Source organism: Pandoraea captiosa (assembly GCF_902459775.1).
GTDB lineage: Bacteria > Pseudomonadota > Gammaproteobacteria > Burkholderiales > Burkholderiaceae > Pandoraea > Pandoraea captiosa.
In genome coordinates this window covers 105,930-120,672 of the sequence record NZ_CABPSQ010000005.1, presented here as the reverse complement: position 1 = coordinate 120,672, position 14,743 = coordinate 105,930, and the positions used below count along the sequence as shown (strand labels likewise).

Below are 14,743 nucleotides of genomic sequence, written 5' to 3'. Positions count from 1 at the left end.
TTTTTGGTAACGGTTTGTTTCATGAAATATCTCGATCTTCGTGACTTCACCGCGCAACTGGAGCGATCCGGCCAGCTTCGTCGCGTAGACGTGCCGGTCTCGCCGGTGTTGGAGATGACCGCGCTCGCCGATCGCGTACTCAAAGCCGGGGGCCCGGCCCTCTGGTTCGAGCGCCCGACCGGCTATGACATGCCGGTGCTCGCCAACTTGTTTGGCACCCCTGAACGTGTGGCGTTGGGTATGGGTGTCGAAGACGGCGAGAACGCTCTGGGTTCGCTGCGCGACATCGGTCGCCTTCTCTCGACACTCAAGGAGCCCGAACCGCCGCGCGGACTCAAGGACGCGGGCAAGCTGTTCGGCATGGCCAAAGCCGTGTGGGACATGGCGCCGAAGGAAGTCAGCAGTCCGGTGTGTCAGGAGATCGTCTGGGAAGGTGAGGACGTCGACCTCTCCCGACTGCCGATCCAGACCTGCTGGCCAGGCGACGCCGCCCCGCTGATTACCTGGGGCCTGGTCATTACCAAGGGTCCGCACCGCAAGCGCCAGAATCTGGGCATCTACCGCCAGCAAGTCATCAGCCGCAACGAAGTCATCATGCGCTGGCTCGCGCATCGTGGCGGCGCGCTCGACTTCCGCGAGTTCGCGCAGGCGAATCCGGGCAAACCGTTCCCGATTGCCGTCGCACTGGGTGCGGATCCGGCAACCATGCTGGGTGCGGTCACGCCGGTCCCCGACACGCTCTCCGAGTATCAGTTTGCCGGCTTGCTGCGCGGCAGCCGCACGGAACTGGCCAAGTGCGTCACGCCCGGGCTGGAATCGCTGCGCGTGCCGGCGCGAGCCGAAATCGTACTCGAAGGGTTCATTTACCCGTCCGAACAACCGCCCGTCGTCCCCGATGGCGCACCGCAGCCGCCCTCGCGCGGCGCCACAGCCGGTTACGCGCACGCCCTCGAAGGGCCATACGGCGATCACACCGGCTATTACAACGAGCAGGAGTGGTTCCCGGTATTCAAGATCGAGCGCATCACGATGCGGCGCAATGCCGTCTATCACTCGACCTACACGGGCAAACCGCCCGACGAACCGGCCGTACTCGGCGTGGCGCTCAATGAAGTCTTCGTGCCGCTGTTGCAGAAGCAGTTCCCCGAAATCACCGACTTCTATCTGCCGCCGGAGGGATGCAGTTACCGCATGGCCATCGTCCAGATGAAGAAGGCGTATCCGGGCCACGCCAAGCGGGTCATGTTCGGTGTGTGGAGTTTCCTGCGCCAGTTCATGTATACGAAGTTCATCGTGGTGGTCGACGAAGACGTCGACATTCGGGACTGGAAGGAAGTCATCTGGGCGATCACCACGCGCGTGGACCCGACCCGCGATACCACGCTCGTCGACCAGACCCCCATCGACTATCTGGACTTTGCCTCCCCCAAGGCCGGGCTGGGCTCGAAGATGGGGATCGACGCCACGAATAAGTGGCCGGGCGAAACTTCGCGCGAGTGGGGGCGTCCCATCGAAATGACCGCCGACGTCGACGCTCGCATGGCTGCGCTGTACAAGGATCTCGGCCTGTAAAACCAGCCCGCGTTTCCTGAGCCCTACTCCTGAGCCCTACTCCTGAGCCATACCTCACGCCGGTGGCCCGTCGGGCTGCCGGCGTTTGCTTTTGCGCGCCGGGTCGCGGTGCGGAAAAAATCGCGCCACGTTGGCGTAAGCTGGCACCTGACACTGAGATGAGCGGTATCCGTACCCGCGTCCGTATCTGGATATCCGGGTATCCGCACGCTGTATCCATTTCCGTCCCCCGAGCGGTACGGCGCCCGTCAAGGCGCACCGCCCGGCCTTCGAAAGGAGCTGATCGTGTCGTCATCCCGCCCCACCCAAACGTCGCAGACCTCCCGGCGGTCTAACGCCTCGGCCAAAGCGCATCCGGCGCTGTCCCGTCTGAAAGACCCCGAACTGCTCAGATCCGACGCCTACATCGACGGCGACTGGACGCAGGCCGACTCCCACGCCACCTTCGCCGTCAACGACCCCGCGACCGACGCCGAGATTGCGCAGGTCGCCGATCTGGGCGCCAAGGAGGCCGAACGCGCGCTGGTCGCAGCCGAAACCGCGCTGCCGGCGTGGCGCGGCAAGACGGGCAAGGAACGCGCACGCATCATGCGTCGCTGGTTCGATCTCATCATGCAGGCGCAAGACGACCTCGGCGCCATCATGACCGCCGAGCAGGGCAAGCCGCTCGCCGAGGCCAAAGGCGAGGTGGCCTACGGCGCCTCATTCATCGAGTGGTTTGCGGAAGAAGCCAAACGTATCGATGGCGACGTACTCGCCTCGCCCGAAGGCGGCAAGCGGATGCTGGTGCTCAAACAGCCCATCGGCGTATGTGCGTCGATCACGCCATGGAACTTCCCCATTGCGATGATCACCCGCAAGATCGCCCCGGCCATTGCCGCGGGCTGCACCATCGTGGTCAAACCGGCGCGCCTCACCCCGCTCTCGGCGCTCGCGCTGGCAGAACTGGCCGACCGCGCCGGTCTGCCCAAGGGCGTGTTCAACGTCGTGACATCGAAAAACTCGTCAGACGTCGGCAATGTGCTGACCTCAAGCCCCCGCGTGCGCCATTTGTCCTTCACCGGCTCGACACCCGTGGGTGCCCGACTCATGGCGCAATGTGCGTCGACGATCAAGAAGGTTGCCCTGGAACTGGGTGGTCTCGCCCCGTTCCTCGTCTTCGACGATGCCGATGTGGACGCCGCCGTCGAGGGATGCATCGCGTCCAAATTCCGCAATGCCGGGCAGACGTGCGTCTGCGCGAACCGCATCTACGCGCAGGACGGCATCTACGACGCCTTCGTCGAAAAGCTCACGGAGGCCGTCGGCAAGCTGCGTGTGGGCAACGGCTTCGAGCCGGATGTCGCCATCGGCCCGCTGATCGAGGACGCCGCCATCACCAAAGTCGAACGACACATGCAGGACGCCATCGCCAAGGGCGGCCGGGTGACGGTCGGGGGCAAAGTGCTGCACGGTCGCTTCTTCGAACCCACCGTCGTGGCCGATGCCAGCGCCGACATGCTCGTCGCCCAGGAGGAGACCTTCGGGCCGGTCGCCCCGGTTTTCCGCTTCAAGGACGAAGCGGAGGGCATCCGGCTCGCGAACGCGTCGGACTTCGGCCTCGCGTCCTACTTCTTCGCTCGCGACGTGGGGCGCGTCTGGCGCGTGGCGGAGGGCATCGAGGCAGGCATGGTCGGGATCAACACCGGCCTGATCTCGAACGAAGTCGCTCCCTTCGGTGGCGTCAAACAGTCGGGTTTGGGTCGCGAAGGGTCGAAGTACGGCATCGACGAGTACCTTGAAATGAAGTATCTGTGCCTGGCCGGGATGTGATTCACATCTGACCCTTTAACAATTTGTAATAGTCCGATTCCCACGGCGCGAGCCGCGCCGTGACTGGCTTGCGCCGATATCCACCTAACGTCGTCGAACCGGCACCCATCCCGAAAGTGTTACAAAGTCCCACACACCTGGGCCGGCTCGGGTAGAATCGCGCTTTTTTCGCGAACGCCCACTCCGACCCCAATTCGGGCACTGCACGCTCACCCGGCGGTGCGATGGCGGGGATCGGGACGTTTGCGAAGTCGATCAACAGAAGTCGCGTTCGTCAGCGCCGCCCCCGCGCCGTCATGTTCGTTGTGACGGCGACCGGCCTGCCGACGTGTCCGCCCTCGCGCAGCGTGCCGCTCCTGCCCCCTCATGGCGTGGCCGCCTGCTCCCCCCGGGCGTGGAGAAGACAAGACATCGAATGGACAACAATCAATCCCTCATGCGCAACATCGGGCCGTTCGCCCTGATGTTGACCGGCCTCGGTTCGATCATCGGCTCCGGCTGGCTTTTCGGCGCCTGGAAAGCCGCCAAGATTGCCGGCCCGGCCGCCCTGTTCGCCTGGCTCATCGGCGCCGTCGTGATTCTCGCCATCGCCCTGACCTACGCCGAACTCGGCGCCATGTTCCCGGAGTCGGGCGGCATGGTGCGTTATTCCCGCTACTCGCACGGCAGTCTGGTCGGCTTCATCGCCGCGTGGGCCAACTGGATCGCGATCGTCTCGGTCATTCCCATCGAGGCGGAAGCGTCGATCCAGTACATGAGCACGTGGCCGTACGACTGGGCGAACGCGCTGTTCGTGGACGGCACGCTCACGACGAGCGGATTGGTACTGTCCGCCCTTCTGGTGATCGTCTACTTCATGCTGAACTACTGGGGTGTGAAGCTTTTCGCGCGCGCCAACACGGCCATCACCCTGTTCAAGTTCGCGATTCCTGCGCTGACCATCGCCGGTCTCATGATCGCGGGCTTCCACCCGGGCAACTTCAACATGGCCGAGCATGGCGGTTTTGCGCCCAACGGCATGTCGGCGGTGCTCACCGCCGTTGCCACGTCGGGCATCGTGTTCGCCTTCAACGGTTTTCAGAGTCCGGTGAACCTCGCCGGAGAGGCACGCGATCCGGGCCGCAGCATTCCGTTTGCCGTCGTCGGCTCGATCCTGCTGGCCACCGTCATTTATCTGTTGCTGCAAGTCGCCTACATCGGGGCGCTGTCGCCTGAGCAACTCGCGGGCGGCTGGCACATGGTGAGCTTCAGCTCGCCGTTCGCCGAGCTGGCGATCGCCCTCGGCCTGAACTGGCTGGCCATCGTGCTTTACTTCGACGCCTTCCTGAGCCCGAGCGGCACCGGCACCACGTACATGGCCACCACGAGCCGCATGATCTACGCGATGGAGCGCAATCGCACCCTGCCGGCGATTCTCGGCCGCGTGCATCCGCTGTACGGCGTGCCCCGCCCGGCAATGTGGTTCAACCTCGCGATCTCGTTCGTCTTCATGTTCTTCTTCCGCGGCTGGGACTCGCTGGCCGCCGTGATTTCGGTCGCTACCGTGATTTCCTACCTGACCGGCCCGATCAGCGTCATGGCGCTGCGCCACTCGGCGCCGGACATGCACCGCCCGCTGCGTCTGCCCGGCCTGTCGCTCATCGCGCCGTTCGCGTTCGTATGTGCGTCCCTGATCCTGTACTGGGCACGCTGGCCGCTGACCGGCGAGATCATCGTGTTGGTCGTCGTGGCGCTGCCCGTGTACTTCTACTACCAGGCGAAGGACAAGTGGCAAGGTTTTGGCCGTGACCTCAAGGCCTCGTGGTGGCTCATCGGCTACCTGCCCTGCATGGCGCTGTGCTCGTACATCGGCAGCAAGGAATTCGGGGGACTCGGGTTGCTGCCTTACGGCTGGGACATGGGTATCGTCGCCGTGCTCTCGCTCGCGTTTTATCACTGGGGCGTCAAGGCAGGTTGGCGCACGCCCTACCTTTCGGAAGAGCGTGAACAGGACGCCGCCAGCATGGAAGGCATGCCCGCGCTGTCTCACTGAGCGCCGATTGGTGGATGCAAGACGCAGCGCCCGCCATTCGGCGGGCCTGGATGCGTGACACAAAGCCCGCCGTTCGGCGGGCTTTTTCGTTGTCGGCGACACATCGCAAGCTATCGATGCGCGCGTCGCCGCTCGATGAACAGGCTGTTGCCAAGCGCACGTTTGGCCATCTTCTTGGCCTCGGCGGCGGCGGCCGAGACTTCCACGTGTGAGGGGAAACTCTCCGGCGTGACGGCCACCACGCCAATCGACAGGCTGGTGATGGGATGGAAGATGACCATGCCGCGCCGGTCCTCCGCTTCGAATCCGCCCGCCGCGATCTGATCTGGATGAAAGTATTCCGTCACGGCTTCGCCGAACCGCGTGAGCGCTTCACGGCAGCGGGTTTCCCAGTCGGGGCTGCGAAAGAGAATCAGGAAGTCGTCGCCACCGATGTGCCCGAGAAAATCGCGCTCCGGATTGCGCACCGCCATAAGCACGCGCGCGACCAGTTGAATCAGATCGTCTCCACGGCGATAGCCGAACACGTCGTTAAACGGCTTGAAGTTATCCAGATCGACGTAGCAGGCATGGAACGATTGCCGCTCGCCGATCATGCGATCCATGTAGTCGTCGATCGGCACGTTGCCGGGCAGCAGCGTCAGCGGATTGGCGTAGCGCGCAGCATCCAGCTGCATGTCGGTGATATGGCGCATGAGCGCATGGCCCTGCGCCACGCCGAAGTACCGCCCCTGGTCCGTCACGATGAACCCCGCCGCGATCTGTCGGCTTGCACCCTCGGCGATCATCCGGCTCAGGTCCTCGACCCGCGCGCCCTTGTCGAAGGTGAGCGGGCGGGGTTCCATCACGGCCGAGCACGGCTTGCGCCCGTACAGCTCGCGCGTGAACGGACGTGCAAAACGCCCAATCAGCGACGCACGCCCGATCAGGCCAACGGCACGCTCGCGCTCGACGACCGGCAACACCTCCAGCGCCGGATCGCTTTCGAAACGTGCCACCACATCCTCGCTGCGCGTGTCGGGCGAAACCGGTGCAACGTACGAGGCAATGCGCTCCAGGGTCACGTTTCCAGCGCCCAGTTGACTCGGTTGCTGATGCACATAGGCGCGACGCTCGTTCACGACCTCCTGCACATTCGCCGTGATCGCCCGCTGCGGCTGCGCTTCGGGCCGCGCGATGAAATAGCCCTGCCCGAGGAAGATCCCCAGATCGCGCACCACCTGTAATTCTTCCGCGTGTTCGATCCCCTCGGCAATCACCCGTGTGCCGCTCGTCTCCGCGATCTGACGCATCGATCGCACGAACTGAAGTTTGACGGTGTCGGTGTCGATACCGTCGACGAAATGCCGATCGATCTTGACGTAATCGGGGCGCAGTTCCGACCACAGGCGCAGGCTCGCGTAGCCTTCGCCCATGTCGTCGAGCGCCACTTCGAAGCCGAGCGCGCGATACGCCGCGAGCGAAGCACGGGTGCTCGCGAGGTCCAGTGTCGGCGCATGCTCCGTGAGTTCGAGGACGACCCGCTCAGGCGGCAGGCGAAACGATTGCAGCATGGCAAATGTCTCGTCGAGCCCGAGCGATTCACTCACGCCGCCGCCGGGCTGCGCCCGTGTGACCGGACCGATATTCAGGAAAAGACGTTCCGGCAGATCCTGCGCGACGAAGCCACGCAGCACCGTGCGCCGACAGGCGAGTTCCAGCGGGCCGAGCAACCCGTGACGACGCGCAGCGGCGAAGAGCGCCATCGGCGAGTGGATGGTCGTGCCGGCCGGCCCGCGCACCAGCCCTTCGTATCCGGCCACTTCGGAGGTTCGGAAGTCGACGATCGGCTGGAAGACGCAGGTCAGGCCAACGCCCTCGCACAGTTGCGCGAGCAGCGATGCTTCGTCCGGTTCTGCATAAGGGTGCGGGGGCGTGAAAGGTTCCGTGGAAGGGACCGAGGAAGCAGCCGGCGACGAAGAAGGAAAGCGTTCCTGCGGACGTATCCCGGCAACAGCGGCAGGCGGGAGAGGGTTCAACTCAGACTCCGTAAGTCGGTGCGGTGCGCCCGGCGCATGCAAACAGCCAAACAGCCTTACGTCGTGCGGGCATGTGTCGGGCGCCATTGCGCGCACCGGTGGCAGTGCGCCCCGATGAAGTCTCACCCGTTCCCCGTGCTTCGCGTGCGGTCGCTGCTCTTTGGCCCATATCCGCGTCTTGTGACGGTGCCCGTGGGCACCCTATTTTCGTTGGCACTCAGGCTATCGCCGTTATTTGACAAAACCGTGACAGCGTCGGAATTGCAACAAATGCCGCGTCGTGCGCGAACCCTTGACCTCACCCGGATACCTGCGCCGCACAAGGACGAAAAAAAACGGCAACGCCGCTTGGGCGTTGCCGCTTTCCGGAGCCTGCTCACCGCGATGCGGAGAACCGTCTCACAACATACTGTGTGCCTTACCAGGCCGTGACGACCGAGCCACCGAACTTCTGTTCGATGAACGCCTTCACTTCCGGCGAGTGGTAAGCCTTGATCAGCTTGGCCACCCACGGCTTGCTCTTGTCCGCCGTGCGAATCACCAGCACGTTGGCGTAAGGGCCGTTGGCGTCTTCGATGGCGATCGAATCCTTCTTCGGGTTCAGACCCGCTTCCATAGCGAAGTTGGTGTTGATCACCGCCACGGCAACGTCGTCGAGCGAGCGCGGCAGTTGGGCGGCATCCAGTTCCACGAACTTCAGCTTCTTCGGGTTTTCGGCCACGTCGATCGGCGTTGCCTTCAGGCCCGCGTCTGCGCGCAGCTTGATCAAGCCCTGCTTTTGCAGCAACAGCAGCGCGCGGCCACCGTTGGTCGGATCGTTCGGCAGCGAGACCTTGTCACCCGTCTTCAGATCGGCCAGCGACTTGAGCTTCTTCGAGTAGATGCCCATCGGGAAGATCACGGTCTTGGCGATGGATTCGAGCTTGTAGCCGCGATCCTTCACTTGCGCATCGAGATACGGCTGGTGCTGATAGCTGTTCACGTCCAGATCGCCCGACGACAAGGCGGCGTTCGGCTGCACGTAGTCGCTGAATTCGATGACCTTGATGTTCAGGCCATCCTTGGCGGCGACCTTCTTCACTTCGTCGAAAATCTGGGCGTGCGGGCCGCCCGTCACGCCGACCTTCAGGTTGACGGCATCAGCGGCGGCAGCGGGCGCTGCGAATTGCGTGGCGAAAACCGTGGCGGCACCGACACCGGCCAGCAGCTTGAAGAGCGTACGACGTTGCATAAATAACCCCGAGTTTGAATAGCGTGCCGGTGGGCCGGCGAGAAGTACTTTTGCGAATGACGACAGTGGTTCGAACTTACTTGTGGCTCAGACGCCGCACCAGCCAGTCACCGAACGTCTGCACCAGTTGCACGAAAACGATCAGGATCAGCACGACGGTGATCATGACTTCCGGCAGGAAGCGCTGATAACCGTAGCGGATGCCGAGGTCGCCGAGACCGCCGCCGCCAATGGCGCCGGCCATGGCCGAGTAGCCGACGAGGCTCACGAACGTGATCGTCAGCCCCGCAACGATGCCCGGCAGGGCTTCGGGCAGCAGCACCTTCATGACGATCTGCCCGGTCGTCGCCCCCATCGACTGGGCCGCCTCGATCAGGCCGCGGTCGACTTCACGCAACGCCGTCTCGACCAGACGCGCCACGAACGGTGCGGCCGCAATCGTCAGCGGCACCACGGCAGCCATCGTGCCGATGGACGATCCCACGATCAGTCGCGTGAATGGAATGACGGCCACCAACAAAATGATGAACGGCGTGGAGCGCACGGCATTGACGATGATCCCGACGATCCGGTTGGTCGGCAGGTTCTGCAACACGCCGTTGCGATCCGTCAGATACAGCAGCACGCCGAGCGGCACACCCACAACCGCGCCGATCAGACCGGAGATACCAACCATGATGAGTGTCTCCCAGAACGAAGAGACGAAAAGATCGAACATTTCACTCCACATGGCTCAGCTCCTCAACGACGACGCCTGCACTGGCGAGGAACGCCATGGCTTCGGCCACACGGGCCGGGGTGCCGCCCGCCATCACGGCGAGCGATCCGAATGCCTGCCCCTGGATCTCGTCGATCTGGCCGTGCAGGATGTTGAAATCGAGTTCGTACCGGCGAATCGCTTCGGACAGCAACGGCTGGTCGACGCCGGCGCCCGAGAACGCGAGACGATACAGGTGGTCGTGACCATTGCCGATACGCGACGCCACGCGCTCGCGCACGCCAGCGGGCAATTCCTGTGCAATCACGTCGCCGATCAGGGCGCGCGTGACATCGTGGCGCGGGCGCAGGAACACGTCGATCACGGCGCCCTGCTCGACCACACGACCCGCATCGAGCACCGCAACCCGGTCGCAGACCTGCTTGATGACTTCCATCTGGTGCGTGATAAGCACGATCGTCAGACCCAGCTCACGGTTGATGCGCTTGAGCAGATCGAGGATCGAGCGCGTCGTCTCGGGATCGAGCGCCGAGGTGGCTTCGTCCGAGAGCAGCACCTGCGGCTCGCTCGCCAGTGCACGGGCGATGCCCACACGCTGCTTCTGACCGCCGGAAATCTGTGACGGGTAACGATCCTTTTGCGCCGTCAGCCCCACGAGTTCGAGCAACGGCAGCACCTTCGCGCGGATCTCGGCAGCCGAGGTGCCCGCGAGTTCGAGCGGAAGCGCAACGTTCTCGTAGACAGTACGCGAGCTAAGGAGGTTGAAGTGCTGGAAAATCATGCCGATGCGGCGGCGCGCCTGACGCAGTTCGTCCGACGACAGCGCGGTCAGGTCCTGACCGTCGACCCGCACGGTGCCGTCGCTGGGACGGTTGAGCAGGTTGATGACACGCACAAGCGTGCTCTTGCCGGCGCCGCTTCGGCCGATGATGCCGAAAACTTCGCCGCGCTCGATCGACAGGCTGATATTGGAAAGCGCGTCGATCGGCCCCTTGGGTCCAGCGAAGCGCTGGGTAATGTTCTGGAGTTCGATCATGCAAAAAAATAGCAGCCCCACTGCCAAAACCGCCCGCAGTGCCGCCGCCAAGACTCTATTTAGCGCAAAGGCGACATTCTAGCCCATGCGCCTAAATAGTTGAAAATAATAAAATTTGATCTCTTTATGCCGAATTCCAGAGGTAGTCGGGCGAGGCCGACGATCGGGGGTCAGCGCGCGCGTTCGGTCGCAAATTCGTCGAGCACTTCGATGACCCGGTCGAATTCCAGCGATTTGTCGAAGAAATGCTGCACGCCGAGTTGCTGGCAGCGTTTGCGGTAGGTCGCCAGGGCGTAATTGGTCAGCACGATGGCCATGAGCTTTTCGAGCATGCCCTTGCTATGCAGATACGACAGTACGTCCATCCCGGAACCACGCCGCAACTGAATGTCGACGATCACCGCGTCGAAGGAATCGTTTTCCAGGGTGCGGACCGCATCATCGGCCGTCTCCGCCACACCTGTCACTTCCAGCATCCCGGTCGAACCGAGCGCTTCGGACAGGCTCTCGCGAATCACCGCCGAGTCTTCGATCAGCAGCACCTTCAGGGGCAAACGGGACCCCGTAAGCGTTGCCGCGTTCCCGGTTGACATGACAGCCTCTCTCTCAACTTATCAAGCCGTTCTTGAGCGCGTAGAGCGTAAGATCGGCATTGGTTTTCAAATGCATCTTTTCCAGCACCCGCGCACGATACGTGCTGACGGTCTTCACCGACAGATGCAACTCGTCGGCAATCTCGGTGGGGGTGCGCCCCTGCGCGAGCTTGCAAAACACCTGAAACTCACGCTCCGAGAGCTGCTCGTGCATCGGCTCATCGACAGGTTTGTCGAGCTTTTGCGCGAGCAGGTCCGCCGTCACTTCACTCACATAGCGATGACCGCGTGCCACCGTGCGGATCGCCCGGATGATCTCTTCGGGCGCAGCATCCTTCATCAGGTAACCGTCCGCCCCGGCGCGCAGCAGATTCACGGCGTACTGCGCCTCCGGGTAGGTGGACAGGAACAGCACCCCCTGCTCCGGTCTGAGTTGCTTGATCACGCGCAGGGTGTCGATGCCGTTCTTGTCAGGCATGGCGATATCCAGCAGCACGACATCGAACTCGGTTTCGCGCACGGCACGAATCACTTCGTCCCCGCTCGCCGCCTCCCCAAGCACCTCCATATCCGACTCGTCGGCAATGAATTGCTTGAAGCCGGTACGAACGATGGCGTGGTCGTCGGCAATCAGGATTTTTATTGTCAGTGACATCTAAGCTCCAGAGACTGTCCCCGTCGGCCTGCCGGCCGCGCTTGAGTAATTTCGACGCGCTCAGCATGGCTTCACTCCCGGTCGAGCAGGTCCCGCATGTCGTCGGCATGCTCTTCCTCGACCGCGAGAATCTCTTCGAGCATGCGACGCGTCGTGGTATCCCGGTCGCCTAAATAATGAATCATCTCGCGGTAACTCTCAATCGCAATACGCTCAGCGACGAGATTTTCGCGGATCATGTCGCGCAGATTATTGCCGGTGACATATTCGGCGTGGCTGCGCGAAGACAGGCTATCCGGCGAGAAATCGGGCTCGCCCCCGAGTTGCACGATCCGCGCCGCAATGCGATCCGCGTGATCCTGCTCCTGGGCCGCGTGCTCGGCGAATTCCGCCGCGACCGGCTCGGCGTGAATGCCGGTCGCCATGAAATGGTGGCGCTTGTAACGCAGCACGCAGACCAGTTCGGTGGCGAGCGCGTCATTGAGCATGTGAACGACCGCGTCGCGATCGGCACGGTAATCTTCCGTGACGGCACCGTCGTCCAGGTGCTCACGGGCACGCTCGCGCAGGGCACGAACGTCGATTTCAAAATCCGCTCCGCCGTGCTGGCCGTGACCATTACCGGTCATCGCGTGCTTGGCGTGCTGTTTGGCTTGCTTGGCGGTATGCATTGGCGAATTCTCCTGTAGCGGTTGTAGGGGGTTGGCGGGCTGGCAAGGGTGGCAGGGGTGACACGGGTATCGGCAGATCGACGGCATCCGAGGGGGCAAAAATGGCCGAAACTCGCCCGAACGCACCGGATGTGGCCAGATACAGCAAGGGGCGGCGCGTGCCGCCCCGTCTTCCCGAGCGCGACTATCGTCGGATCACCCCAAAGAGCAGCGTGACCAGGAAGATCACCAGGAAGATGAAGAACAGGATCTTCGCGATTTCGGCGGCACCGGCCGCAATCCCTGTAAAGCCGAAAACTGCGGCAATCAGAGCGATCACGAAAAAAACGACGGCGTAGTGAAGCATCGCAACCTCCTCGTATGTGGTCGAATGGCTAGTCGACGATCTTCTTGGCGACGGTCAGACCAAGCAGCAGGAAGATCACGAACAGCACCAGGAACAGTACGAACAGAATCTTCGCGATCCCGGCGGCACCTGCGGCGATCCCGGTAAAGCCCAACAGGCCGGCCACGATCGAGATCAGCGCAAACAACAAAGCCCACTTCAGCATGGCGTTCTCCTTGGTTAAAGCGACATTTCCCGGAGACTTTCTCTGCTCCCTGACGCCTGTTCGTGAGGCATCGCTCGGCGTCCAAACCTCAGGGTGCTGAGTGCATAGTAGAAAAACGCTGCATGTGGGACTGCCCGCGCGGCGCTGGTTTTTGCGTAGGAATTGGCTGACAATTGCGCGAATTGCACAATTTTCGCCGTATTATCAAAGCGCCGAAGTGCCGACGTACCGAAGTACCGACATATCGACGTACCGACGTATATTTCGCGCCAATACCCCGTTCACCGTCGCATCAACGCCACTCACGGCCAGACTTCCCCAATGCCCCGATTGTTCACGTCCTGGTTGCGTCGCAGAAGCTGGATCATCGCCATGATCGCCGCGATCGTGATAACGGTCGGCAGTCTGATCGGGCTCGAGTCGGCGCATCGCCGGCTCGCCGCCACCTACGAAGCGGCACTGCAAAACATGATGGCGGCCAATGAACTCAACGAGATCATTGCGCGCACCTCGACCGTGGTGGCAAGCCAGCGCGGTTATGTGCTCACGAACGACCCCGCCTATCTCGATCCGTATCTGTCGGCCGTGCGTCGCATTCGCGATCTTTCCGCGCTGATCATCCAGCACTATCAGGATGTTCACGACGACCAGGCCACGCACGACTTCGCGCGCATCATGCAGTTGTTCTCGCAGCGAATCACCGCGATGGACACGGCGCGCACCGCGCTCGCGCAGGGCCAGATGACGCTGGAGGAAGCGCTCTCGCCGTCGAACCTGGGTCTCGGGACGATGGAATCGGTGCAAACCGGCATTACCGATCTCTACAATCGCGAACTGGCCCGCGCGCGCACCGCGCAGGACGACGGTCGCTTCGATCAGGCAATCTCGGCCATCAGCGCCGGCGCGTTGTCGGTGCTCACGATCTTGCTGTTCATTCTCTTGTTCCGCACGCTGGGCAAGCAAATGCGGCAGGAACAACTCGCACGCGACCAGTTGCACGAGCAGCAGGCGCACCTCGACCGGCTGGTGCGCGAACGTACCGAACAGCTCGACGAATTGGCAACGCACTTGCAGAACGTGAGCGAAGATGAAAAGACGCGTCTGTCGCGCGAGTTGCACGACGAACTCGGCGCCATTCTGACCGCCTGCAAGATGGACGTGACGTGGGCGCATCACAAACTGCGCAACGTCGACCCCGTGATTTCGGAAAAGCTCGCGCGCGCGCAGCGCAATCTCGACTCCGGCATTCAGACGAAGCGTCGCATCATCGAAAACCTGCGCCCGACCGTGCTGATCAACTTCGGTCTTGTGACGGCATTGCGCTCGCTTGCCGAGGAAACCGCCGACCAGCAGCACTGGCAACTCGACCTCGATTTGCCCGAAGAGGATTTCGCGCTGCCCGAATCGACCGCCATCGTCCTGTTCCGCGTGGCGCAGGAAGCCCTGACGAACGCCGGCAAGTACGCGCGCGCGACTGCCGTGCGCGTGGCGCTGGCGTGCGACGATCAGCGCGTGCGGCTCGAAGTCATCGACAACGGCATCGGCCTCACGCCCGATCAGTTCAACAAGCCCAAGACACACGGTCTGTTCGGCATGCGCCAGCGCGTGTCGGCCAAGGGCGGGCGCATCGATATCCATTCGCTGCCGCAACGGCTCGGCACCGAAATCCAGGTCGTTCTGCCGCTGTGCAATCCGGCAGACGCGCCGGAAATCGCTTCGGAAGTCACCGAGAGCACCGTGACGTCACAGTCCGACGCCACCGGGTCGTCCCCGCGCCCACCGGTCGGAATGCACTGACAGCGCAACCCGACTCCGCCTACACCGCGACGACAACGCGGCTGACAGCGCAAACAC

13 protein-coding genes are annotated in these 14,743 nt (G+C 62.8%); 4 read left to right on the top strand and 9 right to left on the bottom strand.

Translation table 11 applies throughout. The annotated features are described in order from the left end of the window. The first annotated feature begins 21 nt into the window (after window positions 1–21). The 3 genes from PCA31118_RS15675 to PCA31118_RS15665 all read left to right on the top strand — a co-directional run bounded on the left by PCA31118_RS15675 (window position 22) and on the right by PCA31118_RS15665 (window position 5,416). Window positions 22–1,572, top strand: a complete 1,551-nt coding sequence (locus PCA31118_RS15675; RefSeq protein ID WP_150626061.1) for a UbiD family decarboxylase — start codon at window positions 22–24, stop codon at window positions 1,570–1,572. Between the two features lie 360 nt (window positions 1,573–1,932). After that, window positions 1,933–3,384: an NAD-dependent succinate-semialdehyde dehydrogenase gene (locus tag PCA31118_RS15670; protein ID WP_246190271.1), complete on the top strand. Its 1,452-nt coding sequence runs from the start codon at window positions 1,933–1,935 to the stop codon at window positions 3,382–3,384. A 415-nt stretch (window positions 3,385–3,799) separates the two neighbouring features. Then, a complete protein-coding gene (locus PCA31118_RS15665; RefSeq protein ID WP_150626059.1) occupies window positions 3,800–5,416 on the top strand; it encodes an APC family permease in 1,617 nt (538 codons plus the stop codon). Window positions 5,417–5,526: 110 nt separating this feature from the next. On the opposite strand, the gene PCA31118_RS15660 is transcribed toward PCA31118_RS15665, so the two are convergent. The 9 genes from PCA31118_RS15660 to PCA31118_RS15620 form a co-directional block, all read right to left on the bottom strand. Further along, on the bottom strand, window positions 5,527–7,434 hold the full coding sequence (locus tag PCA31118_RS15660) for a GGDEF domain-containing protein (RefSeq protein WP_246190258.1): 1,908 nt from the start codon (window positions 7,432–7,434) through the stop codon (window positions 5,527–5,529). A gap of 418 nt (window positions 7,435–7,852) precedes the next feature. Then, window positions 7,853–8,665, bottom strand: a complete 813-nt coding sequence (locus PCA31118_RS15655) for a MetQ/NlpA family ABC transporter substrate-binding protein (RefSeq protein ID WP_150626058.1) — start codon at window positions 8,663–8,665, stop codon at window positions 7,853–7,855. A gap of 76 nt (window positions 8,666–8,741) precedes the next feature. Next, a complete protein-coding gene (locus PCA31118_RS15650) occupies window positions 8,742–9,395 on the bottom strand; it encodes a methionine ABC transporter permease (protein ID WP_010804449.1) in 654 nt (217 codons plus the stop codon). Continuing rightward, a complete protein-coding gene (locus tag PCA31118_RS15645; RefSeq protein ID WP_150626057.1) occupies window positions 9,385–10,419 on the bottom strand; it encodes a methionine ABC transporter ATP-binding protein in 1,035 nt (344 codons plus the stop codon). Before PCA31118_RS15645 ends, PCA31118_RS15650 begins: the two co-directional genes overlap by 11 nt. A gap of 170 nt (window positions 10,420–10,589) precedes the next feature. Then, window positions 10,590–11,012, bottom strand: coding sequence for a response regulator (locus PCA31118_RS15640; RefSeq protein WP_044454541.1), 423 nt, complete (start codon window positions 11,010–11,012; stop codon window positions 10,590–10,592). A gap of 13 nt (window positions 11,013–11,025) precedes the next feature. Next, window positions 11,026–11,667, bottom strand: a complete 642-nt coding sequence (locus PCA31118_RS15635) for a response regulator (RefSeq protein ID WP_039400349.1) — start codon at window positions 11,665–11,667, stop codon at window positions 11,026–11,028. A 71-nt stretch (window positions 11,668–11,738) separates the two neighbouring features. Next, window positions 11,739–12,296, bottom strand: a complete 558-nt coding sequence (locus tag PCA31118_RS15630; protein ID WP_150626183.1) for a ferritin-like domain-containing protein — start codon at window positions 12,294–12,296, stop codon at window positions 11,739–11,741. A gap of 226 nt (window positions 12,297–12,522) precedes the next feature. After that, entirely contained in the window at window positions 12,523–12,684 is a 162-nt protein-coding gene (locus PCA31118_RS15625; RefSeq protein WP_023597266.1) for a DUF1328 domain-containing protein, read from the bottom strand. 28 nt (window positions 12,685–12,712) lie between these two features. After that, entirely contained in the window at window positions 12,713–12,889 is a 177-nt protein-coding gene (locus PCA31118_RS15620; RefSeq protein ID WP_042114863.1) for a DUF1328 family protein, read from the bottom strand. A gap of 321 nt (window positions 12,890–13,210) precedes the next feature. On the opposite strand from PCA31118_RS15620, the gene PCA31118_RS15615 reads away from it, so the two are divergent. Next, window positions 13,211–14,686 carry a sensor histidine kinase gene (locus PCA31118_RS15615; RefSeq protein WP_150626056.1) on the top strand — a complete coding sequence of 492 codons (1,476 nt, stop codon included), beginning with the start codon at window positions 13,211–13,213 and terminating at the stop codon, window positions 14,684–14,686. The last annotated feature ends 57 nt before the right edge of the window (window positions 14,687–14,743 follow it).